The 26,532-nt window shown below is 54.0% G+C and carries 22 protein-coding genes; 8 read left to right on the plus strand and 14 right to left on the minus strand.

Annotation, left to right across the window (positions count from 1 at the left end):
* Nucleotides 1-259: 259 nt before the first annotated feature.
* The 4 genes from aalo17_RS10105 (at nucleotide 260) to aalo17_RS10120 (ending at nucleotide 3,571) form a co-directional block, all read left to right on the plus strand.
* Complete coding sequence (locus aalo17_RS10105; protein WP_082743372.1) at nucleotides 260-1,012, plus strand: YveK family protein; 753 nt, start codon at nucleotides 260-262, stop codon at nucleotides 1,010-1,012.
* Between the two features lie 9 nt (nucleotides 1,013-1,021).
* Entirely contained in the window at nucleotides 1,022-1,753 is a 732-nt protein-coding gene (locus aalo17_RS10110) for a CpsD/CapB family tyrosine-protein kinase (protein WP_067558995.1), read from the plus strand.
* Nucleotides 1,743-2,345 carry a hypothetical protein gene (locus tag aalo17_RS10115; protein ID WP_067558998.1) on the plus strand — a complete coding sequence of 201 codons (603 nt, stop codon included), beginning with the start codon at nucleotides 1,743-1,745 and terminating at the stop codon, nucleotides 2,343-2,345. The genes aalo17_RS10110 and aalo17_RS10115 overlap by 11 nt, the downstream gene beginning before the upstream one ends.
* A 290-nt stretch (nucleotides 2,346-2,635) precedes the next feature.
* A complete protein-coding gene (locus tag aalo17_RS10120) occupies nucleotides 2,636-3,571 on the plus strand; it encodes a hypothetical protein (protein WP_067559002.1) in 936 nt (311 codons plus the stop codon).
* 80 nt (nucleotides 3,572-3,651) lie between these two features.
* On the opposite strand, the gene leuB is transcribed toward aalo17_RS10120, so the two are convergent.
* The 4 genes from leuB to aalo17_RS10140 form a co-directional block, all read right to left on the minus strand.
* Complete coding sequence (gene leuB, locus aalo17_RS10125) at nucleotides 3,652-4,716, minus strand: 3-isopropylmalate dehydrogenase (RefSeq protein WP_067559005.1); 1,065 nt, start codon at nucleotides 4,714-4,716, stop codon at nucleotides 3,652-3,654.
* Nucleotides 4,713-5,204, minus strand: coding sequence for a 3-isopropylmalate dehydratase small subunit (leuD, locus tag aalo17_RS10130; RefSeq protein WP_067559008.1), 492 nt, complete (start codon nucleotides 5,202-5,204; stop codon nucleotides 4,713-4,715). The genes leuB and leuD overlap by 4 nt, the downstream gene beginning before the upstream one ends.
* A complete protein-coding gene (gene leuC, locus aalo17_RS10135) occupies nucleotides 5,201-6,502 on the minus strand; it encodes a 3-isopropylmalate dehydratase large subunit (RefSeq protein WP_067559011.1) in 1,302 nt (433 codons plus the stop codon). The genes leuD and leuC overlap by 4 nt, the downstream gene beginning before the upstream one ends.
* Before the next feature lie 307 nt (nucleotides 6,503-6,809).
* Nucleotides 6,810-8,480, minus strand: a complete 1,671-nt coding sequence (locus aalo17_RS10140) for a 2-isopropylmalate synthase (RefSeq protein ID WP_067559014.1) — start codon at nucleotides 8,478-8,480, stop codon at nucleotides 6,810-6,812.
* Between the two features lie 704 nt (nucleotides 8,481-9,184).
* On the opposite strand from aalo17_RS10140, the gene aalo17_RS10145 reads away from it, so the two are divergent.
* The 3 genes from aalo17_RS10145 (at nucleotide 9,185) to aalo17_RS10155 (ending at nucleotide 11,096) form a co-directional block, all read left to right on the plus strand.
* A complete protein-coding gene (locus aalo17_RS10145; RefSeq protein ID WP_067559022.1) occupies nucleotides 9,185-9,772 on the plus strand; it encodes a YigZ family protein in 588 nt (195 codons plus the stop codon).
* A 105-nt stretch (nucleotides 9,773-9,877) separates the two neighbouring features.
* A complete protein-coding gene (locus aalo17_RS10150; protein WP_067559024.1) occupies nucleotides 9,878-10,201 on the plus strand; it encodes a hypothetical protein in 324 nt (107 codons plus the stop codon).
* The gene (locus tag aalo17_RS10155) at nucleotides 10,179-11,096 is read left to right on the plus strand and encodes a GNAT family N-acetyltransferase (RefSeq protein ID WP_067559025.1); all 918 of its coding nucleotides are present in this window, start codon (nucleotides 10,179-10,181) and stop codon (nucleotides 11,094-11,096) included. Before aalo17_RS10150 ends, aalo17_RS10155 begins: the two co-directional genes overlap by 23 nt.
* 245 nt (nucleotides 11,097-11,341) lie before the next feature.
* Here aalo17_RS10155 and aalo17_RS10160 read toward each other — a convergent pair whose 3' ends face one another.
* Nucleotides 11,342-12,616, minus strand: a complete 1,275-nt coding sequence (locus aalo17_RS10160; protein ID WP_067559026.1) for an ATP-binding protein — start codon at nucleotides 12,614-12,616, stop codon at nucleotides 11,342-11,344.
* 451 nt (nucleotides 12,617-13,067) lie between these two features.
* Nucleotides 13,068-15,536 (minus strand): translation factor GTPase family protein, encoded by a 2,469-nt coding sequence (locus aalo17_RS10165; RefSeq protein WP_067559033.1) that lies wholly within the window; start codon nucleotides 15,534-15,536, stop codon nucleotides 13,068-13,070.
* Between the two features lie 332 nt (nucleotides 15,537-15,868).
* On the opposite strand from aalo17_RS10165, the gene aalo17_RS10170 reads away from it, so the two are divergent.
* A complete protein-coding gene (locus aalo17_RS10170) occupies nucleotides 15,869-16,465 on the plus strand; it encodes a hypothetical protein (protein ID WP_067559036.1) in 597 nt (198 codons plus the stop codon).
* A 284-nt stretch (nucleotides 16,466-16,749) separates the two neighbouring features.
* Here aalo17_RS10170 and aalo17_RS10175 read toward each other — a convergent pair whose 3' ends face one another.
* The 8 genes from aalo17_RS10175 to aalo17_RS10215 form a co-directional block, all read right to left on the minus strand.
* The gene (locus tag aalo17_RS10175; protein WP_067559038.1) at nucleotides 16,750-17,160 is read right to left on the minus strand and encodes a thioesterase family protein; all 411 of its coding nucleotides are present in this window, start codon (nucleotides 17,158-17,160) and stop codon (nucleotides 16,750-16,752) included.
* A gap of 676 nt (nucleotides 17,161-17,836) precedes the next feature.
* Nucleotides 17,837-19,129 carry an exopolysaccharide biosynthesis polyprenyl glycosylphosphotransferase gene (locus aalo17_RS10185; RefSeq protein ID WP_158507786.1) on the minus strand — a complete coding sequence of 431 codons (1,293 nt, stop codon included), beginning with the start codon at nucleotides 19,127-19,129 and terminating at the stop codon, nucleotides 17,837-17,839.
* 195 nt (nucleotides 19,130-19,324) lie between these two features.
* Nucleotides 19,325-20,443, minus strand: coding sequence for a UDP-galactopyranose mutase (glf, locus tag aalo17_RS10190; protein WP_067559045.1), 1,119 nt, complete (start codon nucleotides 20,441-20,443; stop codon nucleotides 19,325-19,327).
* Between the two features lie 244 nt (nucleotides 20,444-20,687).
* The gene (locus aalo17_RS10195; protein ID WP_067559048.1) at nucleotides 20,688-22,478 is read right to left on the minus strand and encodes an LCP family glycopolymer transferase; all 1,791 of its coding nucleotides are present in this window, start codon (nucleotides 22,476-22,478) and stop codon (nucleotides 20,688-20,690) included.
* The gene (locus aalo17_RS10200) at nucleotides 22,475-23,242 is read right to left on the minus strand and encodes a DUF4422 domain-containing protein (RefSeq protein WP_067559050.1); all 768 of its coding nucleotides are present in this window, start codon (nucleotides 23,240-23,242) and stop codon (nucleotides 22,475-22,477) included. Before aalo17_RS10200 ends, aalo17_RS10195 begins: the two co-directional genes overlap by 4 nt.
* Nucleotides 23,239-24,441 carry a glycosyltransferase family 1 protein gene (locus aalo17_RS10205; RefSeq protein ID WP_067559052.1) on the minus strand — a complete coding sequence of 401 codons (1,203 nt, stop codon included), beginning with the start codon at nucleotides 24,439-24,441 and terminating at the stop codon, nucleotides 23,239-23,241. Before aalo17_RS10205 ends, aalo17_RS10200 begins: the two co-directional genes overlap by 4 nt.
* Nucleotides 24,438-25,319 (minus strand): glycosyltransferase family 2 protein, encoded by an 882-nt coding sequence (locus aalo17_RS10210; RefSeq protein ID WP_067559061.1) that lies wholly within the window; start codon nucleotides 25,317-25,319, stop codon nucleotides 24,438-24,440. Before aalo17_RS10210 ends, aalo17_RS10205 begins: the two co-directional genes overlap by 4 nt.
* A complete protein-coding gene (locus aalo17_RS10215) occupies nucleotides 25,303-26,532 on the minus strand; it encodes a hypothetical protein (RefSeq protein WP_067559067.1) in 1,230 nt (409 codons plus the stop codon). Before aalo17_RS10215 ends, aalo17_RS10210 begins: the two co-directional genes overlap by 17 nt.

A 26,532-nucleotide genomic window follows, 5' to 3' on the forward strand; every position in this document is an offset into this window, starting at 1 on the left:
CAACAAAAGAATGTTATCATAGTCAAGTGCAATGCTCAACCCGACAATTTCAGGTTTTTTAATATTCAATGACTGTTTGGTTGAGTTTTTTCGGAGATGTGACAATGGGTCTGCCATGTGACTCCCATGAATGCCCTGCCAGGCGTCAGCCATCGGCATGGGGAGAATGTGTCAAATGCAGACTTTTGTTATATCCCATATATGCTATATTCTTACCGATTGGCTCCTTTTCATTTAAGGGGAGCCCTGTAAAAGGACTATGAAAGGAGACTGTATGGCTTCAAACCATCATCTGCAGCGAACTTCGCAGTATCAGGAAACGAATCAGCTTCCGGGTGCGGAGGATGAAACGACGATTGACCTGTATGAGGTCTGGGAACTGATCAAGAAGCATATCTGGATGCTGATTGGCGCGACTGTGGTGGGGGCAGTGGTTGCAGGGGGTCTGACCTGGGCACTGATTCCGAAGACGTATGCGGCGAGCGGCACGCTGTTTCTGACGCCGCGGGTTCAGGAGGGTGAGATTGATATCAACTCGCTGAACTCCAACCAGAAGCTGGTGTCCAATGTCATGAATCTGCTGACGCAGGACAACATCATGTCGCTGGTGGCGCAGGAGACCGGACTGGCTTCGACGGAGGATGTGCGGGATTCGCTGACGATTTCGAATACGGACAACACGGAGATCATTACGGTGACGGCGACGACGGAGGATCCGAGGCTGTCGAAGGAGATTGCCACGACGACGATCAACACGTTCATCGACACGATGAAGGACAGCCTGAATGTGCAGAACATTCAGATCACGGACCAGCCCAAGCTGAGTTATGAACCTGTGGGACCTTCCATCAAAAAGAATGCTGCCATTGGCGGTCTGGCGGGTCTGGTGCTGGGACTGGGATTCCTGGTGATCCACATGCTGACGGACAAGCGTCTGAAAACCCGCGAGGAAGCAGAAAAGTATCTGGGTCTTCCGGTATATGCCGAACTGCCGGATCTGGAAAAGAAGTAAGGAGGAGCCATGGCAAAGAAAAAGAAAAACGTCTCAAACAATTCCTCCAGGCGGACAAACCGCAATGACCAGCTGAATCTGGAGGAAGTTTACCGTCAGCTGCGGACCAACATCGAATTCTCGCAGATGGACTCGGAACTGCGGGTGCTGAATGTACTCTCCACGCATCCCAATGAGGGAAAAAGCAGCGTGGCTTCCAACCTGGCGAAGATTTTTGCAGACAAGTATGAGAAAGTGCTGCTGATCGACTGCGATCTGCGCACCCCTTCTCTGCACAAAATGCTGCGTACATCCAATGGAGAGGGCCTGACGAATCTGCTGACGCACTATCGCCAGGATGATCCGCTGCTCGAACAGGATGAAATCCAGGAACTGGAACTGGATGATCAGTCTTCCCTGTTTTTCCTGTCTGCAGGATCGAGGGTACCCAACCCGACGGAGATCATCAGTTCCCGCCGGTTTGCCAGTCTGATCAACAGCGCCCGGTCTCAGTTTGACCAGGTGATCATTGACTGCCCCCCTGCTTTTGCGGTGAGTGATGCCGTGCCTATTTCAAACTTGTCTGATGGAACGCTGTTTGTTCTGAGCGCAAAGGAAACAGACAAAAATGATGCCCGGGAAGCGGTGGATGACCTGAAAAGAAACGGTGCCAACCTGATTGGCACGGTTATGACCAAAGTTCCCGGTTTCATGTCAAGGCACTATTATGGATATGGATATGGTGACCGCAATGAACGCTGAAAAATTATTGAGGGCAGGACTGGCTGCATCCCTGCTTTTTCTGGTAGGATGCAAAGCCGGACCGGAAGTAACCGCAGATGATGCGGCTGAAGTGGCTCTGGATGATGCCGGTTTTGCGCCGGCGGATGTGACAAGTCTGACCAGTGATGCTGCAGCTGACGGAGATGGCTTTACAGTTTCGTTCCACACCCCTCGAGGTGTATTTACCTATAAGATTTCTTCCGGTGGTCTGATTGAAGACCGGAAGTACCAGAAAGATCCTCAGTCTGCTCCTGTGGAGTCAGGAAAAACGCCGGAAGATCAGGCGCAGGCAGCAAAACAGGAAGAGCCTCAGAAGGAAACCAAGTCGGAGAATACCGAAAAGAAGGAATCCAAAAAAGAGGACCAGAAAAAGACCACCCGTTCTGCCGAGGAAGAAACGGCCATCAGCCTGGCCCTTGGCAACGCCGGTCTGGCAGAATCTGATGTGACAGATCTGAATGTTTCCATGGATGGAGATACCGCTACTGTGACATTCTATTACGGAGAATACCGCAACACCGTGCAGGTGGATGTAGCCAATGGTCAGGTCATCAGCTCGCTGATTGGGTAATGAAACCTGGCCTGCATATACAAACAAACCCGGGAGGTGGAAAGCTTCCCGGGATTTTTAATGCCAGACACCGGAAAAATGTGACTTTCGTACCTGTGACACAGTTGTTCGGCAACAGGCTGCTGAGAGGTGATGATTTGTCAGGACAGCTTTTTATTCCGTGACATAGATGTGAAGTTTTATGCAATCATCTGTCTTGACTTCACGTTTTTGTCATTTTTTTGGCGGAAAAATCCGTTATCCTTCCTGTACCGGTTCAGCTGTCGACACATGGACAGGAAGGAGAACGAATGGAAGAATCTGAAATCATCGCAATGCATGCCCTGGAAGCCATTCAAGCTGAAATCCCAATGAGCGATGGAGCAGCCAAGGAAATGCTGCGGGACATACAAATCTTTTCTCTGATTCTGAAATTCAGCTTTGCTGAGTACAGCGGATTCACGGTGGCAGAGATCGCTTCAAGAATCCAGTACTTCAAGGGCATCCGCCCGGATCCGGATGATCCGGAGGGATTTCTTGATCAGATGGTGGATGCTTCCGATCCGGAAGCGAATATTCCCGGTTCGGGCAAATCGATTTATGACAATTTTGTTGTGATCCAGGACATGATCACAGACCAGCTGTATTTCGTGCAGCTGGATGTGAATCTGCGGGAACTGTCGCCGGAAGTCCTTTGCGGAAGGTCCCTGAACTATATTGCCAGTATTATCCTGCGCCAAAGAGGACTGCCGTTTGGTATGAGCCGTGACTACAAAGGATTGAAGCCCATCAAAGCACTCTGGATCCTGCCGCTGTCCCACCGGCTTGGTGTCTGGGAAGGAGAATTCAGGACTGGATGGTCGGGTTGTCCGGATGATTACATCACAGAGCTCAACGGGCGTGTCGAAAATATGATCGAGTGGAAAGTTGTGTTTCTGAACCATGGATGGCACAATTCAGATGAAGAGATCATTCAGGTACTCGGGCATCTGTTTGATACAGAAACCGAAGAGACAATCGAATATTTGAAAAAGGAAGGCATAAAAATGACAAGACAAATTCCAGGTGTGGTACAGGAATACTACAAAAAATATGGGCGGCCCTTTGTAACACTGAGTGATGAGGCCAACGAGAACTATATCCTGATGAAGCAGGAAGTGGTCCGCAAGGACGAAGAGATCAAAAGCATGATTGAGAAGATTGCCTTGTTGGAGGCAGAACTGGCAAAACTCAAAGGCAGTCGCTGATATGCCATCATCGGCCGTCTAGTGATCCTGATCATAAAAACAGCGGGTGGTCCACCAGATGAACCACCCGTTTTTTTCTGTCAGAGGTTTTCCAGGATCCGGTCGCCCATTTCCTTTGTACCCACCAGCGTGGTCCCTTCTGTCCAGATATCCGCTGTGCGGTATCCCTGGTCAAGAACCTTTTCCACAGCCTGCTCGATCCGGGCTGCTTCTTCTTCCATGTCCAGGCCATACCGCAGCATCAGCGCTGCAGACAGAATGCACGCAATGGGATTCACCTTGTCCTGACCGGCGATATCCGGTGCAGACCCATGAATCGGCTCATAGAGCCCGTTTTTTGTTTTCCCGCGGCTGCTGGAAGGGATCATCCCGATGGAGCCCGTGATCTGGCTGGCTTCATCGGACAGGATGTCTCCAAACAGGTTTTCCGTCACAATCACGTCAAACTGACTGGGGTCCTTCACGATCTGCATGGCTGCGTTGTCCACGAACATCGTGCTGTATTCCACATCCGGGTACTCTTCCTTCAGGCGGTCAAAGACCTTCACCCAGAGCCGGCTGGTATCCAGCACATTGTGTTTGTCCACCATCACCAGCTTTTTCCGGCGCTTTCTGGCTGTCTCGAATCCAATGCGGCCGATCCGCTCGATCTCATGTTCGGAATAGGGCATTTCATCCACCGCCACGAGCTCGCCGTTGACTTCCTTCGTTTCCTTTTTTCCAAAGTAGGCCCCGCCGATCAGTTCCCGCACAATGACAAAATCAATGCCCTTGTCCGTGATTTCCTTCTTCAGGGGCGAGGCATCCGCCAGCTGCGGCCAGATCTTCGCAGGGCGGTCGTTCGCAAAGAGTTCCATGCCTTCACGCAGTCGCAGCAGGCCCTTTTCCGGGCGCTGGGGACCGGGCAGTCCTTCCCATTTGGGACCGCCAATGGCGCCAAGCAGGACACTGTCCTGTGCCAGGGCTTTGTCCAGCTCATGCTGCGGCAGGGGATCGCCATACTTGTCCACTGCTTCCCCGCCCATGGCAATGTCTGTATAGACAAAGGGATCGACGGGATCCTGTATGGCATCCAGCACGCGTTTGGCCTGGGCCATGATTTCCGGGCTGGAGCCGTCGCCCCAGATCAGTCCGATTTTCTTCATGCGTTCCTCCTCAGGCTCGGCAGCAGGCCGCCGGCTGCAATGATTTCCTGAATGAATGCCGGAAATGGCTCCGCCTGATAGGTTTCGCCTTTGGTGAGGTTGGTGATCATCCCTTCATCGAAGTTCACTTCCACCTCATCGCCGTTTTCAATGGCTTCAGCTGCTGCTTCGCACTCGAGGATCGGGAGCCCGATGTTGATCGCATTGCGGTAGAAGATCCGTGCAAAGCTTTTCGCAATGACCGCCGAGATCCCCACGGTCTTGATCGCCAGGGGGGCGTGTTCCCGGCTGCTGCCGCACCCGAAGTTCCAGCCCGCCACGATGATGTCACCGGGGTTGGCGTTGTTCACGAATTCCGGATCGATGTCTTCCATGCAGTGTTTTGCGAGTTCCTTCGCATCCGGTGTGTTCAGGTACCGGGCGGGGATGATCACATCGGTGTCCACATTGTCGTTGTATTTGAACACAGTGCCTCTGGCGTTGTTCATGCGGCTGCCTCCTTCTCTGTTTCAACGGGTGTCTCGGTCTGCATCAGCGTGCGGGGATCGGTGATGACCCCGATGATGGCACTGGCTGCGGCTGTATAGGGACTGGCGAGGTAGACCTCGGAAGTCACGTGACCCATGCGGCCGACGAAGTTGCGGTTGGTGGTGGAAATGCAGCGTTCCTCTTCTGCCAGGATCCCCATATAGCCGCCCAGGCAGGGCCCGCAGGTGGGGGTGGAGACGACGCAGCCTGCATCAATGAGGTCTTCGATGATGCCTTTTTTCAGACACTCTTTGTAAATCTGCATGGTGGCGGGAATCACAATGGCACGCACGCCGTCCTTGACCTGGCGGCCTTTCAGGATTTCCCATGCGGCTTCCATGTCCTCCATGCGGCCATTGGTGCAGGACCCGATCACAACCTGATCCACTTCAATGGGTGCCTCGGCAGCGGGGTGCACATTTTCCGGCAGGTGGGGCCAGGCGGTGACTGGTTCCAGCTGGCTCAGGTCCATGGTGATGCTCTGGATGTACTCCGCATCGGGATCGGCTTTGTATTTTGTCCAGGGACGGCGGCTGCGCCCTTCGAGGTAGGCTTCGGTGACTTCATCGACCGGGAAGATGCCGTTTTTGGCACCGGCTTCGATGGCCATGTTGCAGATGCACAGGCGGTCATCCATGGAAAGAGACTTCACGCCGGGTCCGGTGAATTCCAGGGACCGGTAGAGGGCACCGTCCACGCCAATCTGACCAATGAGGGTAAGAATCACGTCCTTGCCGGTGACATAGGGCGGAAGTTCGCCGACGAGCTCCACTTTGATGGCTTCCGGGACCTTGAACCAGGCTTTGCCGGTGGCCATGCCCGCGGCCATGTCCGTACTGCCCACGCCGGTGGAGAAAGCGCCCAGGGCGCCATAGGTGCAGGTGTGGGAATCGGCGCCAATGATGCAGTCGCCGGCGGTCACGATGCCCTGTTCGGGGAGCAGCGCATGTTCGATGCCCATTTTCCCGACATCGAAGAAGTTCGGGATGTCATGGGTTTTCGCAAACTTGCGGCAGGCAGCGGACTGCTGGGCGGCTTTGATGTCTTTGTTGGGCACAAAGTGGTCGAGCACGATGTTGATGCGGTCTGCATCTGCGACGTTGTCGAATCCGGCTTTCTCGAATTCGCGGATGGCGACGGGGGTGGTGATGTCATTGCCGAGAACGCCGTCAAGTTCGGCCATAATGAGCTGTCCGGGTCTGACTTCATCCTGTCCGGCGTGGGCAGCCAGGATTTTCTGTGTCATGGTCATGGGCATAAACAAATGTCTCCTTCCTTCTTTGACAAGTCTCATGGTCAGCCGGTGGCTGAGCATGAGACACGTCATTGTTCATATATGTATCTTGGCTTGTCTGTGTTGATTCTGGGTATCGTTGTGATTGTGTGTGGGATGACCCGCATGATCTGATGCAAAGAGGCATCATGCAGCGGGCCAGCCATTGAAATGCCCGCGGCAGGCAGTCATTTCAACCGCTGGAGGATGAGCTAGACTTGATGCAAAGAGGCGCCATGCAGTGAGCTGACTGAATGCAGCCTCAGTCTCTTCATGCTCTTATCGCTGCCGCTCAGTCAGCCGGCTGCGGCCGGTTGTTGATGGCGGAGATCAGTGCCTTGACACTGGATACAATGACGTCCGTGTCTGTCCCTGCGCCCCAGGAGGTCGTACCATCGGGCCAGGACAGCCCCACATAACTTGCCGCCCGGCTGCTGGAATTTGTGTCCAGAGCGTGTTCAGTGTAAGTATCCAGCGTATATTCCAGACCCAGTCCCTGTTTCAGGGCATTGTTGACGGCGTTGATGCGGCCGTTTCCGGATCCGAAGAACTCGTATTCCTGTCCATCCACTGCGACTGTGACCGTGGCGCGCATCTGCTTGCCCTGCATGTAGTGCGCTTCATGGAATTCCACCACAGGGGACTGCCGGTTGAGATACGTCTGTTCAAAAATCCGGAAGACTTCATCGGGTTTGAGCTCGGCATGGTTGTGATCCGAGACCGCCTTGACGGTATACCCGAAGTGCTCGCGCATCTTTGGCGGCATGTTGTATCCATAGGCCGTTTCCAGGATGTAGCCGATGCCGCCCTTGCCAGACTGGGAGTTGATGCGGATCACATCGGCATCATAGGTCCGGGATACATCATGCGGATCGATGGGCAGATAGGGCACAGTCCACTGGTGGGTGCTGTTCTCTTCTCTGTGGTGCATGCCTTTGGCGATGGCATCCTGGTGGCTGCCGGAGAATGCTGCGAAGACCAGACTGCCGGCATAGGGCTGCCGGGGCGATACCTGCATGTCGGTGATCCTCTCATAGACCTCGCAGATGGCGGGCATGTCCGAGAAGTCCAGCTTCGGATCCACGCCGTGGGAGTACATGTTCATGGCCAGAGTGATCGCATCCACGTTGCCTGTGCGCTCGCCGTTGCCGAACAGACAGCATTCCACACGCTGTGCTCCTGCCAGCAGTGCCAGTTCCGTATCGGCAATGCCGGTACCTCGGTCGTTATGCGGATGGGTGGACAGAATGACGGAATCCCGGCGGTGGAGGCGGTCACTGCAATACTCGATCTGGTTGGCATAAATGTGCGGGAGACTCATTTCCACGGTCACCGGCAGGTTGATGATCATGGGCCTGTCGGGGGTGGGTTCCATGACATCGATGACGGCGTTGCAGACCTCCAGGGCGTATTCCGGTTCAGTGCCGGTGAAGGATTCCGGGGAATACTCGAAGAGGAAGTTGCCCTCATATTCCTGAGAGAGCTGTTTGACAAGCTTTGCGCCTTCCACGGCGATCTGCTTGATTTCCTCTTTGGATTTCCGGAACACCTGCTCGCGCTGGGCAACGGAGGTGGAGTTGTAGAAATGGATCACGGCACGGGGCGCACCTTTCACAGCTTCGAATGTCCTGCGGATGATGTGATCACGGCACTGGGTGAGGACCTGTACGGTCACGTCTTCGGGGATGAGGTTCTGTTCGATCAGGGTACGCAGGAACTCATACTCTGTTTCGCTGGCTGCGGGGAACCCGACTTCGATTTCCTTGAAGCCGATTCTGACCAGGAGCTGGAAAAACTCAATTTTTTCCTCCAGGCTCATGGGTACGACCAGGGCCTGGTTGCCATCCCGCAGATCCACGGAACACCAGGCAGGTGCCTGTTCAATGTGGTCTTTCCTGACCCAGCGGTATTCGTTCTCCGGTGCCGGGTAATATCCCGGTGCGTATTTTGAAGCGTCCATCATAACTCGTTCCTCCTTCTGGATATGTCTGTTGTGGTTTCAGGTGATCCTGTCTCCAGGGAACCAGGATCCGGCTTTGGTGTGGGGGTAAAAAAAACGTCCCTGAAAAATCATTCAGAGACGAGCACTTTCATACCCGCGGTACCACTCTTTTTGTCGGTGTGACCACTTTTCCACGATCGGCCGAGGCGAATCGCTGTCCTTGTAACGGCGGATACCCGGGCAGGACTACTTGCTTCCCCCTGCCGGCTCTGGGGCCAGTAGGTATCGGGTCCTGTTCCGGCTTTCACCATCCGCCGGTTCTCTATGCCAGGTATTCCTGATACCGCTTCCCCGTCATCGCTTTTTTGACGTTGTAAGGTCATGATAAAAGGAATGAAAACATATGTCAACGAAGGAATGAAAAAGTTTCAGGCGACCTGTCTGCCGGTTACGGGATATGACAAGTCTGACAGTCACCGGACGTGTCTGTCAGACACGTCGCCTTTGACAATAATATGGATGACAGGTATGTCAGGAGATCCTGTGAATTCTGTTCAAATCCAGTTCTGATCCCCTTGATTCAGTGGGATATGACTGAATAAGTACTGGTCTGAATCCGCAGATCATAAGAAGTGCTCACCACCCCACCCCTCGGCACAGAGGCCGGGATTCCAGACCGAACCGGTTTGTAAATCCCGGAGTCTGTGCTGTGGTATCATTTTTCCATGAGACTCCTGAGCGACACCATGGGTGAAATAGAAGTGAAAAAATCCCGGTTCCTGTGCTACCTGCACCGGACCGAAAACGAAGACGATGCCAGAAACTTCATCCGCAGCATCCGCAAGGAACATCCCCAGGCCCGACACGTCTGCACCGCCATGGTCATAGACGGACTCAAACGCTCCAGTGACGATGGCGAACCGTCGGGCACCGCCGGACGCCCGATCCTTTCTGTGCTCGAAGGCGCAGACCTGGATCACATCTGTGCCGCTGTCGTGCGCTACTTCGGCGGTACCCTGCTGGGAACAGGAGGCCTGGTCCGGGCATATTCCGATGCGGTGAAGACCGCACTGGAAACCGCGGTTCTTGGAGAAGCCAGGACTATGCGCCGCTACAGCCTCACCGTTCCCTACGCTTTGTCCGGCCGCATCGAGAACTGGATCTCGCAGCGGGGAGAACTCCTGGACACGCTGTATGAAGAGACGGTAACATACGAGTTCCTGGTCCCGGATCCCATTGAGCCGGAGATTGCTGAACTGACCTCCGGTACCTGCACCCCGATGTTTCTGGGGGAAGAAGTGACGGAAATCTGACATGCCTTTCACATTGTGCTGCGACACCCGCAGCTTATACTGAAGGTATCAAAGAATACAGGCCGGCAGCCCGGCTGCCGGTTTTTCTGGAGAGGAGAATGATTCATGAGCGGACTGCTGATGATTTTCATGATATTTCTGTTTTTGATGGTATTCCTGCCGGCCATGATGTACCTGCTGCCGGTGTTTCTCATCATCTGGCTGGTTTCCGCACTGGTGAACAGCTTTCGACCCCGTCGGCAGACCGGAATGGGCAGCGGCATGGGTGGAAATGGCCGGACATTCTACTACTACAGGTCGTCCAACCCAGGGCAGGGCGGCGCCATGAACCGGAACCCCGAAATTGAAAAACGGGCAGCCCGCCCGGATTCCATTGATGCAGAATACACGGAGGTGGAGGTCAGGGATGACACACGTGATCCGCAGTGAGTCCCTGGGTCTGGATGACGAAATCCGGGACCTTCTGGAAAAATCCATGATTGGGATGTCCGAGAAAGAAGTCGGAGCCTGGATGGACCACATTTATGATCCGGAGAATATGTTCGTCATGATCCGGGATGACCGCCCCGTGTCCTGCATTCAGGTCAAACACCGTGTCCTTCATCTCACAAACCGGCAGCTGACGGTATCAGTGCCGGTTCTTTTCTGTACCCACCCGGATTACCGCCTCCAGCGGTGTTTCGGGAAACTCATGGAAGCCGTCATTGCACAGGCTTCGGCGAACGATCTCGCGCTCTTGACCGTCAGCGACCAGGTGAAGGTCCTGGAAAAACGCAGCTTTTTTCCCGTCGCCAGATGCCGCGAGTACTGGCTCGACAGGATACAGATTCCACCCCTGTCGGATGGATCCGTACGGCCATGGCGCGGGGAGGATCTGTATCCGGTGTATCAGGGATTTGTCCGGAATTTTCCCATCCGGCTGGAACTCAGCCGCGATGAGTTTGAGGCGCATCTTGCATATCTGCGTGCTGCCGGGCGCCGGATCTGGGTGGCGGCGGATCAGTGGACGCATGTCGAGGGCTTTGGCGTGACGCTGCCTGTCTCGACGGGGATCCGCTTTGAGTTGCTAGCCTATGAGAACAGCCGGGCGCTGGTGAACCTTCTGGCGAGACAGGCGCGCTATACCCAGACCCTGGTGGTGAGAACCGGTCCCAATGAAGCGCTGGAGCGGCTGTTTGAAGGTGTCGTGCACCGCCCGAAGGACTCGGTGCTGGTGCGCCTCACCAACTGGCAGCTGTTGAGCCGGTGGCTGAATATGGAACTCCGCAGCCCTCAGGCGCTCTTTGATGCCTTCCCCGCCGCGATGTGGTTTGGCCTGTTGTAGGCACCTGCTGCCAATGGTGGCTGGGCTGTCGTGATGCATATTATAAAGACAAACTCCCTCCGGGATCTTCCGTCAGATCCCCAGAGGGAGTTTTTCATTGAATTGAACCCCGGAAAGCAGCATTTTCAAATTTGGCAACGAGTCCATTCATACTCTGGATCCTGTTTCTGAAGATGCCGCATACAGTCTCCGGTCTTTGCTGTCTTGCTTTCCTCAAACTGCCAAAGTTCAGAATATATGGAACTTCAATCTTTCAGGCAACCAAGAGGTACAACATAAACTCCATCACTTCGTCTATATGCATATTGACCTGTTCCGGTTAATACCATGAGAAACGAAGGTTCTTTCATCTTTTCTGTATCCAGCTTTTCTCGCAGCTTTTTAAGATTCTCTGCTCCTTCTTCGATAAGTTTGTCGCCTCCAAGTTTTATTTCAATTAATCCATAAGAACCATTTCGAAGATGGATAACCGCATCACATACAAGCCCAGTTTTATCACGGTAATGATATACATCCCCATTGAGTGCTTCAGCATAAACTCTCAGATCACGAATACACATCGCCTCAAACAAAAGGCCGAATGTCTTTAAGTCAGCTGTCAAATCTCCCGGGCCAACACCCAAGGCAGCAGCTGCAATAGAAGGATCTACAAAAAATCTGGTATTAGAAGTCCTGATAGTAGTTTTTGACCGCAGATTTGGATTCCAGGCTTTTAACTCCTCTATCACAAATATTCTCTCTAAGGCACGTATATAAGAATAAACAGTTGAGGAATCCAGTGCCTTCATATCATTGGCTTCCATGTCCTGACGGATTACTTCACTCGTTGCCTGCGTTCCCTGATTTCGGGCGTAGGACTTCATGAAGAGCTTAACCCGTTCAGGATTCCTCAATCTTCCATCTGCACGGGAAACATCAGAATGAACAACTGCATCATAATACCCTGCGGCCTGATCCAATACCGTTTCATCCGTAAATCCAATTGCAAGAGGCCAGCCACCACGACATGTCAGAAAAGCCAGTTTATCCATATCCAGTGTATTGGTCCCCGTTATTTTTTCCGGAGAGTTGAACAGTTCTGCAAGGCTCACGTCTCCTGTAGATTCTTGTGACTCATAAAGACTCATTGGACGCATAGTCAGCCAGATAAAGCGCCCAGTTCCGGTATGTCGAATATGATCCGAAGATGGTGGAACAGCAGATCCTGTCAATATAAACTGACCAAGTTCATCTCTATGATCAACTTCATATCTGACAGCATCCCACAGTTTGGGTGCGAGCTGCCACTCATCAATCAGTCTTGGGGTTTTCCCTTCCAGAAGACGTTGCGGATCCAGTTCAGCAAGTGTCATATTCTGTGCTTCATTCTTTGGATCGGCCATATAAAGAACACTACCGGCTATCTGTTCAGCCGTTGTCGTTTTACCACACCATTTTGGCCCTTGAATCAAAACTGCTCCAATCCCCTTAAGCTTACGCTTTAGTATTCTATCTACTATTCTTGGCTTGTATTCTTTCATCGTTCTCCTCCGCCTTGAATATTGTGTTTATAGCCCAATTATCACAGCATTCCCGAGTTTGGCCGATTTTCGTTCCTGAGTTTGGCCGGTTTTCATCCCTGAGTTTGGCTGGTTTTCATCCCTGAGTTTGGCCGGTTTTCATCCCTGAGTTTGGCCGGTTTTCGTTCCTGAGTTTAGCCAGTTTTCATCCCCGAGTTTGGCAGAAGCTGCCAACGCCACCATCCCCATCACCACACCAACACAAAAACAGCCCCTGGAGTTTGATGAGTTGCCTTACCCAACTATCCGACAGCAGAAAACAATAACCCAAATTCACCAGCCCGACTCCTCACCTTGGTAAATCTCCTCCATTCTTATCTTCTCCACCATTCTCATCCTTCCACCAAACCCAAAAACAGCCCCTGGAGTTTGATGAGTTGCCATCGGCCAACCATCAAACCGCAGGGGCCTGTCAGTCATGTCCGTGTTGCCTGTACTCCTCGGGAATCACCGCGCTTCGCTCAATTGCCAGCTCCAGCTCCCGGGCGCTGATCCGTCTGGCACCCTTGGTCAGCACCGAGTTCTGGATCAGACCGTCGGATGTCGCCACATGCAGCTGATACTCGTTTCTGAGCACCGAAACCAGCTTCTCGATATAGGCATCCGCTGTCTGTCCCGCCCGGGTGTACACCACCTCCAGGGCTCCCCGCATATTCCGGGACCCGGGATTATCCTGCACCCGCCACCCATCGAACACCAGGATCATCCGGCACCCCAGATAGCCCTGGTAACTCGACAGGATCCGGATCAGTTCCTGTCTGGCATCATGCAGCGGCAGTGTCTTCAGACTGCTCCAGCTGTTGATGATGTTGTACCCATCCACCACATAGCACACAGGTTTGGGCGGATGCAGCGTGACATCCTGCTGTTCCATTGCCATGTCCCGCCGCTTGTGCGGCTTCACGGTTTTCTTCTCGTTTTTGTTCCGCCCGGATACCGCCGCAAAGGCCTTCCGGGCTTCTTCCTCCGACACCACGGAATTCCGGTGCCCTGCCGGGGTGTATCCAGCGGTCCGCTCGCTCTCCAGCGGAATGTGCATGTGCTCCGGCGCTTCATCCCAGGGGACCGTGAACCCCGCCCCGCCGGCACAGAACACACTGTCCGGTGTGTTGCGCAGATCCGCCACCGGATCATAGTCAATTTCCGCCAGGATCCTATCCTGGTCGGGACTCGGTTCATACTGGGTCTCTCCCAGTTCCAGCATTCCCCCGCCTTTGGTCAGGGCACGGAGTTCATTCTGGAAATCTGCCAGGTTCCGCAGGGGACCGCTCCCGGTGATGGCGTCATCCTGGACCTGCACGGAAGCACCCCGCTTCTCCAGCTCATAGAGGACAGTGCCGATGAACTGGCTGTCACACTGAATGGAAAAGGAGATCATGGGCTCCAGCAGCACCGTTTCTCCCGCTTCCCTGGCGGTCATGAGCGCCTGCCGGACCGCGCGGTTCGCTGCCTGACGAAAATCCCCGCCTTCGGTGTGCTTCAAGTGACCCTTTCCGGCGGTGACAGTGATCTTCACATCCGTCAAGTCACTCCCCGACAGAACCCCTTTGTGGCGCTTGTGGCGCAAGGCCGACAGGATCTGTGCCTGGAACCGTGGCGAGAGTGTATCTGTGTCCACCTCACTCTCCACCGTGATCCCGCTCCCGGGTTTTGCAGGCTCCAGCCGCAAATGCACCTCGGCGTAATGACGCAGGGGTTCAAAGTGACCGTATCCCTTCACCGGCGCGGTGATGGTCTCGCGATACACCGGGGTGCCGACAGAGAACCCCACATCGATGCCGGCCAGATCGCGGATGCGCCGGGTGAGGACTTCCTTCTGCACCTCCCCCGCGAGACGGATCCGGATCCCCCGTCTGTCGCTTTCGATATCCAGCGTCGGGTCCTGGGCCGAGAGCCGGGCCATGACCGGCCCCAGATCCGGGGCTCCTTCCGGCACCAGGATCTCGTACGCCATGGACGGCACCAGCTTCGGGCCTTCCACCGGTGCCTGGGCACCGAACACATCCCCCGGAACGAGGTCTGTACCCGTGACCACTGCTGTCATCCCCGCCGGAACGCCACCTGTGGGGGCATTCACGAGCCTGTTTCCCTGGAACACCTTCACCTGATCAAACCGGAGGTCTTCCAGCTTCGTCCTGGGTTCCAGGACACCGCCGGTGACCTTCACATGCACACCGGCATCATCGCGCTTGTATACAAATCCCCCCAGATCCGGGCCATAGACCCTTTCCGGTGCCAGATCTGTCAGGGCATCGAGCAGCTCTGCGGTCCCCTCATGATGCAGGGCGCTCCCGAAAAACACCGGAAAGAGCTTCCGGGCCGCCACGCGGGTACGGATGTGATCCCGGGAAATCTCCCCCGTCTGGTCCCATTCCTCCAGCAGGGCATCATCTGTCAGGGCAATCTGTTCCGGATCCAGGGGAACCGCCGCAGCAGAGAGCTGTGTCTGGATATCGGCCAGCAGGTCTTCCTCACTGCGCCTGGCGAGATCCATTTTGTTCACAAACACCAGCGCGGGAATTCCCCCGGCCTCCAGCAGCCGCCAGATGGTTTTCGTATGCGACTGCACACCGTCCAGGCCCGAGACAATGACCACCGCAAGATCCGCCGCCGAGAGCCCGCGCTCCATTTCGCTGGAGAAATCCGCATGCCCCGGTGTGTCAATGACCTGCACCCCGGTGTCCCGCCAGGCAAATCCCGCCTCCTTGGCGTAAATCGTGATCCCCCGCTCCCGTTCCTGGATGTCGTCATCCAGCACCGTTGTCTGTTTGTCCACCCGCCCGGGGTGGCGGATGGCCCCCGCTGTATACAGCAGGCTTTCTATCAACGTGGTTTTCCCCGCATCCACATGTGCGAGGATCGACAGCACAATATGTTTCATGGGTTCACTGTACCATTGATTGCCAAAACAGGAAAATGCCGTGGTTGCCGGTGCTGATGGTGAAAGAGGCCGATGGCGGCTTCCGTCGGGCATAAGCCGGCATAAGTCCGGGTGATGATGGATGATGCCATCCATTGATGAAGCCGGGAGCATCGTTTGGAAAGACAGGCCTGTCTGACCATCATCGGCAGGGGAACTTTTGAAACCGGGGCTTTTCAGCCACCATCGGCAGGGAAAACGATACATTTCAGACTGTGGCAGGTTCTGTCGGGCAGGTCCCGGGGTTTGGGGATGGGTCTCTTCTATAATGGAGGCATAAGGGGGCGCATTTCATGAAATCATGGACACTCATTGCCTGTGCGGGTCTGCTTGCGTTGGCGGGCTGCACGAATTCAGTGGCACAGGGTACCACTCAGGCGAAGGAACCTGTACAGGAACAGCAGGATGCTTTCAAGAAACAGGACACATCGGCGGATACGAACACGGATGTGAAGGACACGACGGAATCAAAGGGTACGGCGAACACCACGACGACCGATAGCTCTGATGCGGTGAGCAAAAACGCCGACAGGCTGCATCAGGGGCTGAAGGATGCGGGGTTCACGGTGTCGGACTACGAGGCGGAGCTGCATGAGGTTTCGTTCGATGCGACAAACGGCAACAGTTTCCTGGGTGCGGATGTGGAGTATATCCCGAATGCCCGTACGTCGTACGATCATCAGAAGAACGACAATGATGTAACGGTGGAGAACGAATACACGGATGGTGCAAGGTCGATGTGTGTGCTCCGGGATCTGGAGGACAACACGTATGAGATCCTGGGTGTGGATGAAGACAGCGATCTGCTGTATGACATTGATGACATCAAGTCCGAGGATATCGGTACGGTGAAGCACATCATGGTGCAGGTGGGATTTCCGGCTGAATAAGGACCCTGCTGCGGATCCGGTTCCATGACTTGACTGGATCACCGGTTGGACGCTGCGTGACAAAAAGCCCCGGGTGGCGGGATTCGAGAATGCCTGGCCGACCGGGGTTTTTGTGTGGGCGGTGGATGGGAGTCCCTTGCCACCGACTGGCAATAGAGATCAACTTTTGTCTTCTGTCTTCGTATATGGGATTTGTACCGGCCGTACCGGGTATCACACAAAAAGCTCCGGGTCCCGGCCATTGCGGCGAAATCCAGAGCCTTTGCTGTGTCTGATTGTCTGTGTTACTGCTTGAATCCGTAGGTCTTGTTGACAAATTTCGCTGCATCCACCATGACCCGGGTGTGACTGGCCTGTCCAATCAGGTCGTTTCCCTGCCAGGCTTCGCACCAGAACTCCATTTTCCGGCCATCGACTTTGGTCAGCGTGGCGCGCACTTTGATCGTGGCGCCCAGGGGGCTGGCCTTGAGGTGATCCAGGTTGAGTTTCGTGCCGACTGATGTCATGGCTTCCTGTTCCTCAGGTTCCACGGTGAGGTCATTGGCCTGTCCTATACAGGCACAGGCGGTTTCTTCCATCCAGGCTGCGAGCTGGGGCGTGGCGAGGACTGCCAGGGAGCCGGATTTCATGGTGCTGGCCAGGCCGGATTCTTCCACGACTTTTTCCAGGTCCACGTATTTGTTCATCATGTTCATGGGTTGGTTCGCTCCTTCTTTTTCCTCATTTTAGCACGCAGGGTGTTTGAGCCTTGTGTACACTCTCCTGTGTTTGTGGTTCTGCATGCTGGTGATGAAAGCCGTGACCAGTCCTGGAGATACAAGGCAGAAACAGGTGTACACTGTGCAGGCATTCCAGTCCTGTGCTTGTGCAGAAAGGGGTTACAGTGGACATGAGGAAAGGGGTTACAGAGTATCTATCCGGAAAGGAGCAGTCATGTCGATATTCTATCTGATCTACCTGGCAGCTACTGGCAAGTTCTAGCAACCGGTCAGTCCTGTGCCGGATTTCTCTGAAACTTTTCCAGTCATGGCCATATCATTGTTTTTCTTCTGACACAGAGAAAGCCGCCGGCTCCTGCAGGAAAGCGGAAGCCGGCGGCTTTTGACTGTTGGCACGGTGACATAGCTGGATAAAGCATCAAATCAATCGGAGAGATTATAACCAATCTCTCTGATTGATTGGTTAGATTCATGATACTCTCACCAGAGTTGTGATTCTGCCCCCGCTATCCGTGAGTACCCACGCCTGCCTCTTCTCATTTCATCCCACAAACCGCAGACAGCGTCAACCTGGCATTTGATCAGACTGACGCTGTTTTCCGTTTCTCTTTTATAAGTACCAGGCGGGTTCGCCGCCATCGGTATCCTGAACTCAATACGCTCCCTGGTCGCCTTTGCCAAGCATGGACTTGGCGGTGCGGATCAGCAGGACGAAATCCAGCCACAGGTTCCAGTTGCGGTAATAAAAAGCGTCGAGCTCCAGCCGCTGGTCAAAGTCCACATCGCTGCGTCCGTGAGTCTGCCACATCCCGGTGATGCCGGGTTTCATCGCAATGACATCCTCGTACTGATCCCCCATGTCTTCTTTCTCCCGCGGAAGATAGGGCCTAGGCCCGACCAGGGACATATCGCCTTTGAGAACGTTGAAAAACTGCGGGAATTCATCCAGGGACTTTTCCCGGAGAAACTTCCCTGCTTTCGTGATCCGCGGGTCGTCCTTCAGTTTCTTGTTGACTTCGTATTCTTCGCGAATCGCGGCATCCCGCTCCATCATCTCTTCGAGGATTGCCTCGGCGCCCGGGACCATAGTGCGGTATTTGTACATTTTGAACAGCCGTCCATCGCGACCAATGCGCTCCTGGACAAAGAAAATCGGGTCTTTGTCCCCCTGCCGGCGATTGGAGATCCAGACATAGACCGTGAGGGGCACCAGGATCACCATGCCGGGGATCGCCGCAATGATATCCGCGATGCGTTTGGCCGCCAGCTGGAAATACGGATCGCGGGTCCGGGACGTGGCAATGAGCAGCGAGCCGTCGAAGTCGTTGATCTGCGATGCGAAGTTGATCTCCCCGTCAATGCGGGGCATGATGTTGACATTCGGGACCAGATCATAGGCTTTGCCGAAGATGCGCTTCATGTCAGATTTCCCCAGGTCGGGAATCGCGATCAGGATCGTGTCAATGTCATGATCCGCCACGGCTTTTTCGAGCTTCTGCCAGGGATACACCTTTCGCGGGAGCTTTTCCTCCGTTTCCTGCACCACATGAAGCGACGGATCCGAGGAGCAGTCCACGAATCCCAGGGGATCCATGAGGGAGAACCGGTTTCGCCGGCATACGCTGTAAAGCTGCCGTGCTTCGGGTCCCGTGCCGACGATGAGTACATTGTGCTTCACATGCTTCCAGAACCAGAGATGGGCGTAGCGGTTCAGGATCACCACGACAATGAAGTCAATGGCATAGAAGAGAGTGAGATAAAAAACATCATGCCATGGGAATCCATGACCATACGAGAACATCATCAAGCTTGCAATATATCCACAAATATAAGATACAAGCAAAAATTTCAGTTCATCCCACACCAGCAGTGCCTTGTGGCGGTAGCGCCCGGCAATGAACTGCATCAGCACCCAGACTATCAGGAACCGGAATCGAATGTTCATGGGAAAAGGAAACAAAAGAAGCAACAGCCAGGTGCACAGAGTTTCCAGTCCACATTTGATTATTCCCAGTTTGCTCATTGTGTCTCCTTTCGTGACCTGTGTTTATGGTATACATACGACTGCCCAAATGCTTGATTTGATTAAGTTAAGCAGTCAGTACTATTCTGCCCAGTCAAGATGTAAATAGCTTCTGGACTATTCCTTGTTTAACGCCAGTTCCCGGTCCGCCATTTCCAGCGCACTGGCTGTCACGGCATCCATGTCGTAGTATTTGTATTCACCCAGACGGCCGCCGAAAATCACGTTTTCTTCCTGATTCGCCTTTTCTTTGTAGGCCTGATAGAGCCGCTGGTTTTTCTCATCGTTCACGGGATAATATGGTTCATCTCCCGGCTGCCATTCAGAGCTGTATTCCCGGGAAATAATGGTTTTGTCGCTGCCCAGATCCTCGAACCACTTGTGTTCAATGATCCGCGTCCAGGGTGTCTCCCGGTCGGTGTAGTTCACTGCAGCGTTGCCCTGGAAATTCGGGATATCCAGTGTCTCGGTCTCAAATCGCACGGAGCGGTATTCCAGGGGCCCGAGTTCATACTTGAAATACGCGTCGATGGGCCCTGTGTAGACCACTTTGTCTGCCAGAGCGTTCCATTTTTCCCGGTCCTTCAGATAGTCCTCTCCCGTCAGGACTTCGATACCATCCAGCATGTGTTCAACCATCTGCGTATAGCCGCCAATGGGAATGCCCTGATAGGCCGCATTGAAGTAATTGTTATCAAAAGTAAGCCGTACCGGCAGCCGGCGGATGATGAAAGACGGCAGCTCGGTGCAGTCCCGTCCCCACTGCTTTTCGGTGTAGCCCTTGATGAGCTTTTCATAGATGTCGCGTCCCACCAGGGAAATCGCCTGTTCCTCTAGGTTTTTAGGCTCTCCTTTGATTTCCTGACGCTGTTCCTCGATTTTGGCTGCCGCTTCTTCGGGTGTCACGACGCCCCAAATCTGGTTGAAGGTATACATGTTGAAGGGCAGCGAATAGAGCTGGCCTTTGTAGTTGGCCACCGGGGAGTTGGTGAAGCGGTTGAATTTCGTGAACCGGTTCAGGTACTGCCACACTCGTTCGTTGTTGGTGTGAAAGATATGCGCGCCATAGACATGGACGTGGATGTTGTGCTCTTTCTTCGTGTAGACGTTTCCGGCGATGTGATCCCGTTTGTCAATGACGAGCACCGACTTGCCGGCATCTGTCGCCTGTCTGGCAAAGGTGGCACCGTACAGGCCGGATCCCACCACCAGGTAATCGTAGTGTTTCTGTTTCATAGTGTTTCTCCTTCGAGTATTAAATCTATTTTATTGTTTTCCAGCAGAACAAAAAACCGTGCTTCCAAAATTGTTCCACATCGTCAGACAAAAGTTCTTTGAAAACGCTTAGCTAAACAACGTCGAACGATTATTCTTAGTAACTTCCATATTTAAGGTACTCTCTCCAATTATGTTCTCAAAAGCAAAAAGCCCCCTTCGTATTCCATGAAAAGAGCTTTTCCAAATCATTTTATTCCGCCACTCAATACCCGACACCGGGATTGACATAGCCGCCATCTACATATCCCGGGTCCGTATACCCCGGATCCACATAACCGGGATCGGTGTACCCGGGATCGACATACCCCGGATCGGTATACACAGGTTCCTGAACCGTCTGGTCATACGTCGTATCCTGACCAGTGCCTGGATCCTGCACCGTCACGTTTTCCTCCACCGTCACATCCTGCTCCGGCTGCGGACTCGGTTCATCATTGGCTGGGACTTCAGAAGGATCCGCGTTGATTGCTTCCACTTCCTCCGCGCTCTTGCCTTCGATCACCGCTTCGATGCGCTTTTTCGCCGTCACAACCGTTTCATTGTCCGGGATCATGACAGATGCATTGTTGCCCAGTTCTGCACAGAACTCCGTGGAGCCCTGGCCATCCAGCGAATAGGTGATGAACTGCCAGTCCGGCATTTCCTTGAGCTGGAACTGGATCAGAGACTGGATCTCATTCTGCGACAAGTCGGTCTGGAAGGCACCGGAAAGTGCATCCATCAGAGCCGGGTAGTTGCCAATCACAGACGGGCTAGTGGCTTTCTTCACGATTGCCATCAGCACCTCCTGCTGGTTCTTCACACGCTGGCGGTCGCCATCCTGATAGGCATACCGCTCACGTGCATAGCACAGCGCTGCCTGGCCATTCAGGTGGTTGATGCCCTCTGTCACGCCGTAATCCGTGCCGAAGTAGTCATTGGTGTAGAAATGATCCACAGCCAGACCCGGCTTGACATCCACATCAATGCCGCCCAGGGCATCCACGAGATTCACGACCGAGGTAAAGTTCACCTTCGCGGTGTAGTTGATGTCGATTCCCAGCAGCGACTCGATGGTTTTCTTCGTCGTCTCGGTTCCATGCAGACCGGTGTGTGTCAGCTTGTCCTTCGCCCCATTCTGGCAGCCGGCGTCTTCTTCGCAGACCGTCGTTACATAGTAGTCACGGGGAATGGATGTCAGAAGCACCGTCCTGGTCACGGGGTTGATCGTGGCCAGCATGTTCACGTCACTGCGGCTGCTTTCCGCAAAGCCATCCCGGGAATCCACACCGGAGATCAGCACCGTGAAGGGATTTTTCGTGATGTCATCCACGGAATTGGTCGTGGACTTGTTTTCCGTCTTGTAGGTATAGGTATAGACCACCTGCGTATCTGTCCCGAAGTTCTTGAACTTCTCGTCCTCCAGGTCATTGATGTTCCCGCGATAGGCATCATTCAGAATAATCGCCGGCACTTCCTTGTCATAGAGACCGTTCACCATTCCCTGAATGTTGTCATACTGCTTGTCCTGGAACGTCACACCTTTGCCGGAAAGATCCTGAATCAGTGCCTGGGTGCTCGCCAGGGAGATGCTCTTCAGCGAACCCACCGTCTTGCCCTCCAGATCCTTCTCCGAAGTGATCCCGCTGTCCTTCAGCGCAATCACCTGCACCGTTGTCGTGGTTTCATTCCCGAAATCCGTCACGTTTCCCAGAAGCCCCGTGGCCTTGGAAATATAGTAGGTTCCTGTTCCATACACCAGGATCATCATGACAGTGATCGTGGTCAGGATGATTTTCGAAGCCGTGCCCCTGGTGAATCCCAGCTGCAGGACCATGACCAGCGCCGCAATGATCAGAATGATCACACAGCCGATCATGAGCATGTTTTCCGGCAGCATTCCCAGTTTCACGATCTCCCAAATCAGGAAAGCCGTCAGCAACAGCATGATCGCCGCCAGGATCCAGGATGCGGTTTTGAAGGCTTTGTTGGATGTTGTCTGTGCTTTTCTCACGTAGCGTTTCCTCCTGTCAGTTTCTTCAGACCGAACTCTGCCCGGTTCCTCAGGCGTCTCAGCTGCAGTCTTCGTTTCTGCGCCGCCGTCATCTCTGTCTGGAGCACCGGCAGCGTCTTCACCCGCAGATCACGGGCCCGGACCCAGACATTCAGAAGCCGTTCCGCGAGAAATCCGTAAATACGCTTCTGATAGTCGTTGTAGTCCGCAAGATCCACTGACGGTTCCAGTTCCTCCAGGATCTGAAACAGCCAGCGGCAATAGGCATCGTACCGGTCTTTCCGGCATACCATCATATTATATTGACACAATCCGCCCTGATTCATGACAGAATCGAAAGCCGTCAGCGCATCCGGGTCCTGTTTTTCGATGATAGCTCTTACATTGTCCAGATCCTTCGCAAATCCGGACTCATTCGCATACTGTTGATAAACCGTTTCTTTATAAGGCTCGAACTCCGCCAGCAGGATATCGTGATCTCCCAGCAGCTGTTCGATCTCCGCAGACCGCAGGATCCCCTCCCGGCCCTGGAAATACCGCCGATAGTGGGAAATCGAAACCACATCGCTCTCGTGGTCGTTTTTCCAGATCCAGTACAGCCCCGTCAGCTCACACCAGTTGGGATTCTTCGCCGAAATCTCATCCCCGGTGTTATCCCGCAGCCAACCCAGGTCCGGTCCGTTTCCCACTTGCAATGGTGTGTAGTCCGGCAGCTTTGGCGGCGTAAAGGCCTTGTGTGTGATGATATAGTTCGTGACTTTCATGCCTCTGTCCCCTTTTCATCAGATGCCGATGATGGCTGACCGGCTTCGCTGTTATCCGACCGTATACCGGCTTCAGCCGCTCGGTCCAGATAGAACTGTTCAAAGGCTCTGGCCGCTGCCTTGATTTCATATCCTGCTTCTGCAATCTCCTGAGTCGTATTGCGACGATGCAGGCGGCTTTCATCGACCGTCTTCAGAATGGCGTTCGCCCAGATCTCCGGGGAAGATTCCAGGGGTATATACTGCGTCAGTTCCTTGAGCGGCAGCTCCCGGGCCACCGCTGTGGATGTGATCACCGGCAGACCCGTTGCCTGGGCTTCCACCCCGACCACCGGCAGACCTTCGAAGAAGGAAGGCAGGACAAAGACATCCATGGCATTCATCAATGCCGGGATGTCTTTTCGCAAGCCCAGGAACATTACGGAATCCTCCAGGCCCAGAGTCTTCACTTTGTCCCGGATCTCCGGTTCCAATTCGCCGGCCCCTGCCAGCAGCAGGATTGCCTCTGGACTCTTCCGGTGCACCGCTGCAAAGATATCGATGAGAAAGGAATGGTTTTTCTGCAGGCTGAACCGTCCCACGTGCCCCAGAACCGGGGTATTTTCCGGGATCCCCAGCAACTCTCTGGTTTTCTTTCGCAGCGCCGGGTCCAGCCTAAACCGGTCAGTATCCACCGCGTTGCGAATCACCGTATACCGCTGGTCCTGGATCACGGACTTCGGGAATTTCCATTCAGCCGCCAGATCCGAACAGGCGAGATAATCCGTGGGGTACTTCAGCAGATACGGAATGGATAGAGTCTTGATGACGTGATATTTCAGGTTTTTGAATCCCCCGCAGTGGGAGTGCACCACCCGGATTGGTACCTCTGCCTCTGCCGCCAGCTTCGCGCCTTCCATCAGGGCATAGGTGCTCCCGGAATGAATGTGCACAATGGGATAGGGATGCCTGGACAGGAAGTCCTGCACGGATTCCCGGAAGACCTTGTTGTTGTTTTCTCCGAAGGGATGATCATACGTGAATACCTGTCCGCCCATGGATTCGATCTCCGCCTTCAGGTCCGGATTGTCGCAGTTGAAGGGTGTCAGAAAATCCAGCTGCACCTTCTTGCGGTCCATGTTCCGGTACATGTTCATCAGGAAGCTTTCCTGACCGCCGTTGGCCATGGGTTCCCGGAAGACCTCCAGCACCCGGATCATTGTGCTTTCTCCACCCGGGGGTCAAAGGTCAGCCCTTCCCGGGATCCGGACCAGATGATGCCCAGCCGCTCCAGTTTGTGGTCCGGCGCCTTGATCAGCACCCGCGCAGAATGATAGAGGATTTTCGCTCCCTGGTACAGGATCCGGCTCCCCTTCTCTTTCTTCGCGATATAGACCTCATTGCGGTAGGCAAAGCGGTATCTGGGCAGTCTTGCAGCGGCATCGGTGGCAATGTTGGACCCTTCGTTGTTGGCAGTCTTGTGAATGACCGTGCTGGCCGGTACATACCAGCAGGGAAGCATCTTCGAGAGCCGCCTGGTGTACTCCACGTCATCCCCCCAGATGAAGAACTCGGAAATGGGCAGACCCGCTTTACGGACAGCCGCAGCCCGCAGCAGAAGGGACACGAAAGTCGCCTGGCGGCAGCGCTGTGGCTTGTCGGCATCCAGGGCGCCTTCCAGCAGTTTCTGTTCGTTCATCCGGCAGCGGGTTCCGTCTGTCCACAGCACCCGGGAGGACAGGAACCCGAAATCGGGATGGGCTTTGGCCACCCGCATAAGCTGTGTCAGGGAATCCGGCTGCACGATGCAGTCGTCGTCCATGATCCAGAAGTATTCATACTTCTGTTTCAGAGCTGTCTTCAGGGCAAAGTTGAACCCCCCTGCCCCTCCGAGGTTCGCTCCTGTATTGTGATAAATGATCACTCCCTGATCCACAAAGTCCTGCAGAGTATCCTGCGTTCCATCTGTGCTTGCATTGTCAATCACGATGATGTCACATGGGGTCTGGCTGCAGATTAGAGCTTTGATGCACTCCTTGAGCAGGTCCTTACGATTGTATGTGACAATCAACGCCGCCGTTTCAGCTGTGGATATCATTGGGCAGCATCTCCTTTCTTCTCTCAGTTAACTTGATATAACTGCCTCCAGCCAGAATAAATGGGTTATATAGTGGATTGATAAGCCGGACTTCCACGAATGAGAAGAGCAGAATCACCACAAAGAAGGCCAGATACAACATGTCGTGGCGCCGATACAGATCCAGTACCACCTGACGACACCAGCTGAATACCAGCAGCAGGAAAATCAGACCATAGTTTAGCAGAATGTTCAGATAGGAACAATCGACATAGAGATATTGCATACCAGGCTTGTAAGTGATACCCTGACCTGCCCAGACAATGCTCTGACCAAAAAAGGACAGGCCATACTTCTGCCAGGCTTCCGCTGCATTGGCAAGCCGCCCGGAGAGGATGTCGTTGAGTTTTCCCATGAATCCTGCGCCCTGGTACAGGCCAGCCAGCAGCATCGCAACGATGGTCAGGATCACCGGCAGCCAGAGAACGACTAGCTTCACCCACCGGTTTTCCAGCCAGTCAAGCCAGCTCGGTTTCTGCCACCAGGTCAAGGTAATGACAAGCACGAATATAGTAGTGAAGAATGCCATTTTTGTGTCGGTGAGAATGAACAGAGCCGTGGCCAGCTGCAGGAGGAAGACGAAGATCCAGCCATTGAGACGCTTTCGTTCCAGGTGTAGAAAGAGCATGGATGCAAACACAAACAGGACTGGGGCGCTGGTGACCCAGGTGAAGCCCAGGCTGTAGCGGATGCGTTCTGTGTCCATGATCACATTGGGAAACAGGCCCAGGGCTGCAAAGAGCGGTATCATGGTCAGTGTAGCGGTCTGGATGATGAGCACCACCCGGAACAGTGTCTTCCGGGGCAGCACTGCCATGGAGCCAACAGCGAGCATCAGAATCATGAATTCCGTACTGCGGGAAAAGAAAAAGACCAGTCCCGTCACAGCCAGGTAAATCACAAACGGCCAGAGGCGGTACTGTCTAAGTCCCAGGGCACAGAGAATGCACAACGCCATTGCCGCATAGGATGCATAGCGCAGAACTAGAAAGACGGTGTCATAAATCTGGTTATAGTATTCGGAGGCAGATTCAATGAGCATTACATTGCCCAGCCAGGAAGACCCCAGGAAAAGTGCCAGGACAGTGCAAAGAATCAGTACCTGGTACTGTCGATAAAAACAGCCAAACCCGGAATCAGCGAAGCGTTCTGTCAATGTCTCGAAAACTGTCAT

This window comes from Faecalibaculum rodentium, assembly GCF_001564455.1.
GTDB classification, from domain to species: Bacteria; Bacillota_I; Bacilli_A; order Erysipelotrichales; family Erysipelotrichaceae; genus Faecalibaculum; species Faecalibaculum rodentium.

Bases quoted from the DNA above. Each gene is read 5' to 3' on its own strand.
- aalo17_RS10105 (WP_082743372.1), top strand. From the start codon at position 260: ATGAAAGGAGACTGTATGGCTTCAAACCATCATCTGCAGCGAACTTCG.
- aalo17_RS10110 (WP_067558995.1), top strand. From the start codon at position 1,022: ATGGCAAAGAAAAAGAAAAACGTCTCAAACAATTCCTCCAGGCGGACA.
- aalo17_RS10115 (WP_067558998.1), top strand. From the start codon at position 1,743: ATGAACGCTGAAAAATTATTGAGGGCAGGACTGGCTGCATCCCTGCTT.
- aalo17_RS10120 (WP_067559002.1), top strand. From the start codon at position 2,636: ATGGAAGAATCTGAAATCATCGCAATGCATGCCCTGGAAGCCATTCAA.
- leuB (WP_067559005.1), bottom strand. From the start codon at position 4,716: ATGAAGAAAATCGGACTGATCTGGGGCGACGGCTCCAGCCCGGAAATC.
- leuD (WP_067559008.1), bottom strand. From the start codon at position 5,204: ATGAACAACGCCAGAGGCACTGTGTTCAAATACAACGACAATGTGGAC.
- leuC (WP_067559011.1), bottom strand. From the start codon at position 6,502: ATGCCCATGACCATGACACAGAAAATCCTGGCTGCCCACGCCGGACAG.
- aalo17_RS10140 (WP_067559014.1), bottom strand. From the start codon at position 8,480: ATGATGGACGCTTCAAAATACGCACCGGGATATTACCCGGCACCGGAG.
- aalo17_RS10145 (WP_067559022.1), top strand. From the start codon at position 9,185: ATGAGACTCCTGAGCGACACCATGGGTGAAATAGAAGTGAAAAAATCC.
- aalo17_RS10150 (WP_067559024.1), top strand. From the start codon at position 9,878: ATGAGCGGACTGCTGATGATTTTCATGATATTTCTGTTTTTGATGGTA.
- aalo17_RS10155 (WP_067559025.1), top strand. From the start codon at position 10,179: ATGACACACGTGATCCGCAGTGAGTCCCTGGGTCTGGATGACGAAATC.
- aalo17_RS10160 (WP_067559026.1), bottom strand. From the start codon at position 12,616: ATGAAAGAATACAAGCCAAGAATAGTAGATAGAATACTAAAGCGTAAG.
- aalo17_RS10165 (WP_067559033.1), bottom strand. From the start codon at position 15,536: ATGAAACATATTGTGCTGTCGATCCTCGCACATGTGGATGCGGGGAAA.
- aalo17_RS10170 (WP_067559036.1), top strand. From the start codon at position 15,869: ATGAAATCATGGACACTCATTGCCTGTGCGGGTCTGCTTGCGTTGGCG.
- aalo17_RS10175 (WP_067559038.1), bottom strand. From the start codon at position 17,160: ATGAACATGATGAACAAATACGTGGACCTGGAAAAAGTCGTGGAAGAA.
- aalo17_RS10185 (WP_158507786.1), bottom strand. From the start codon at position 19,129: ATGAACATTCGATTCCGGTTCCTGATAGTCTGGGTGCTGATGCAGTTC.
- glf (WP_067559045.1), bottom strand. From the start codon at position 20,443: ATGAAACAGAAACACTACGATTACCTGGTGGTGGGATCCGGCCTGTAC.
- aalo17_RS10200 (WP_067559050.1), bottom strand. From the start codon at position 23,242: ATGAAAGTCACGAACTATATCATCACACACAAGGCCTTTACGCCGCCA.
- aalo17_RS10205 (WP_067559052.1), bottom strand. From the start codon at position 24,441: ATGATCCGGGTGCTGGAGGTCTTCCGGGAACCCATGGCCAACGGCGGT.
- aalo17_RS10210 (WP_067559061.1), bottom strand. From the start codon at position 25,319: ATGATATCCACAGCTGAAACGGCGGCGTTGATTGTCACATACAATCGT.
- aalo17_RS10215 (WP_067559067.1), bottom strand. From the start codon at position 26,532: ATGACAGTTTTCGAGACATTGACAGAACGCTTCGCTGATTCCGGGTTT.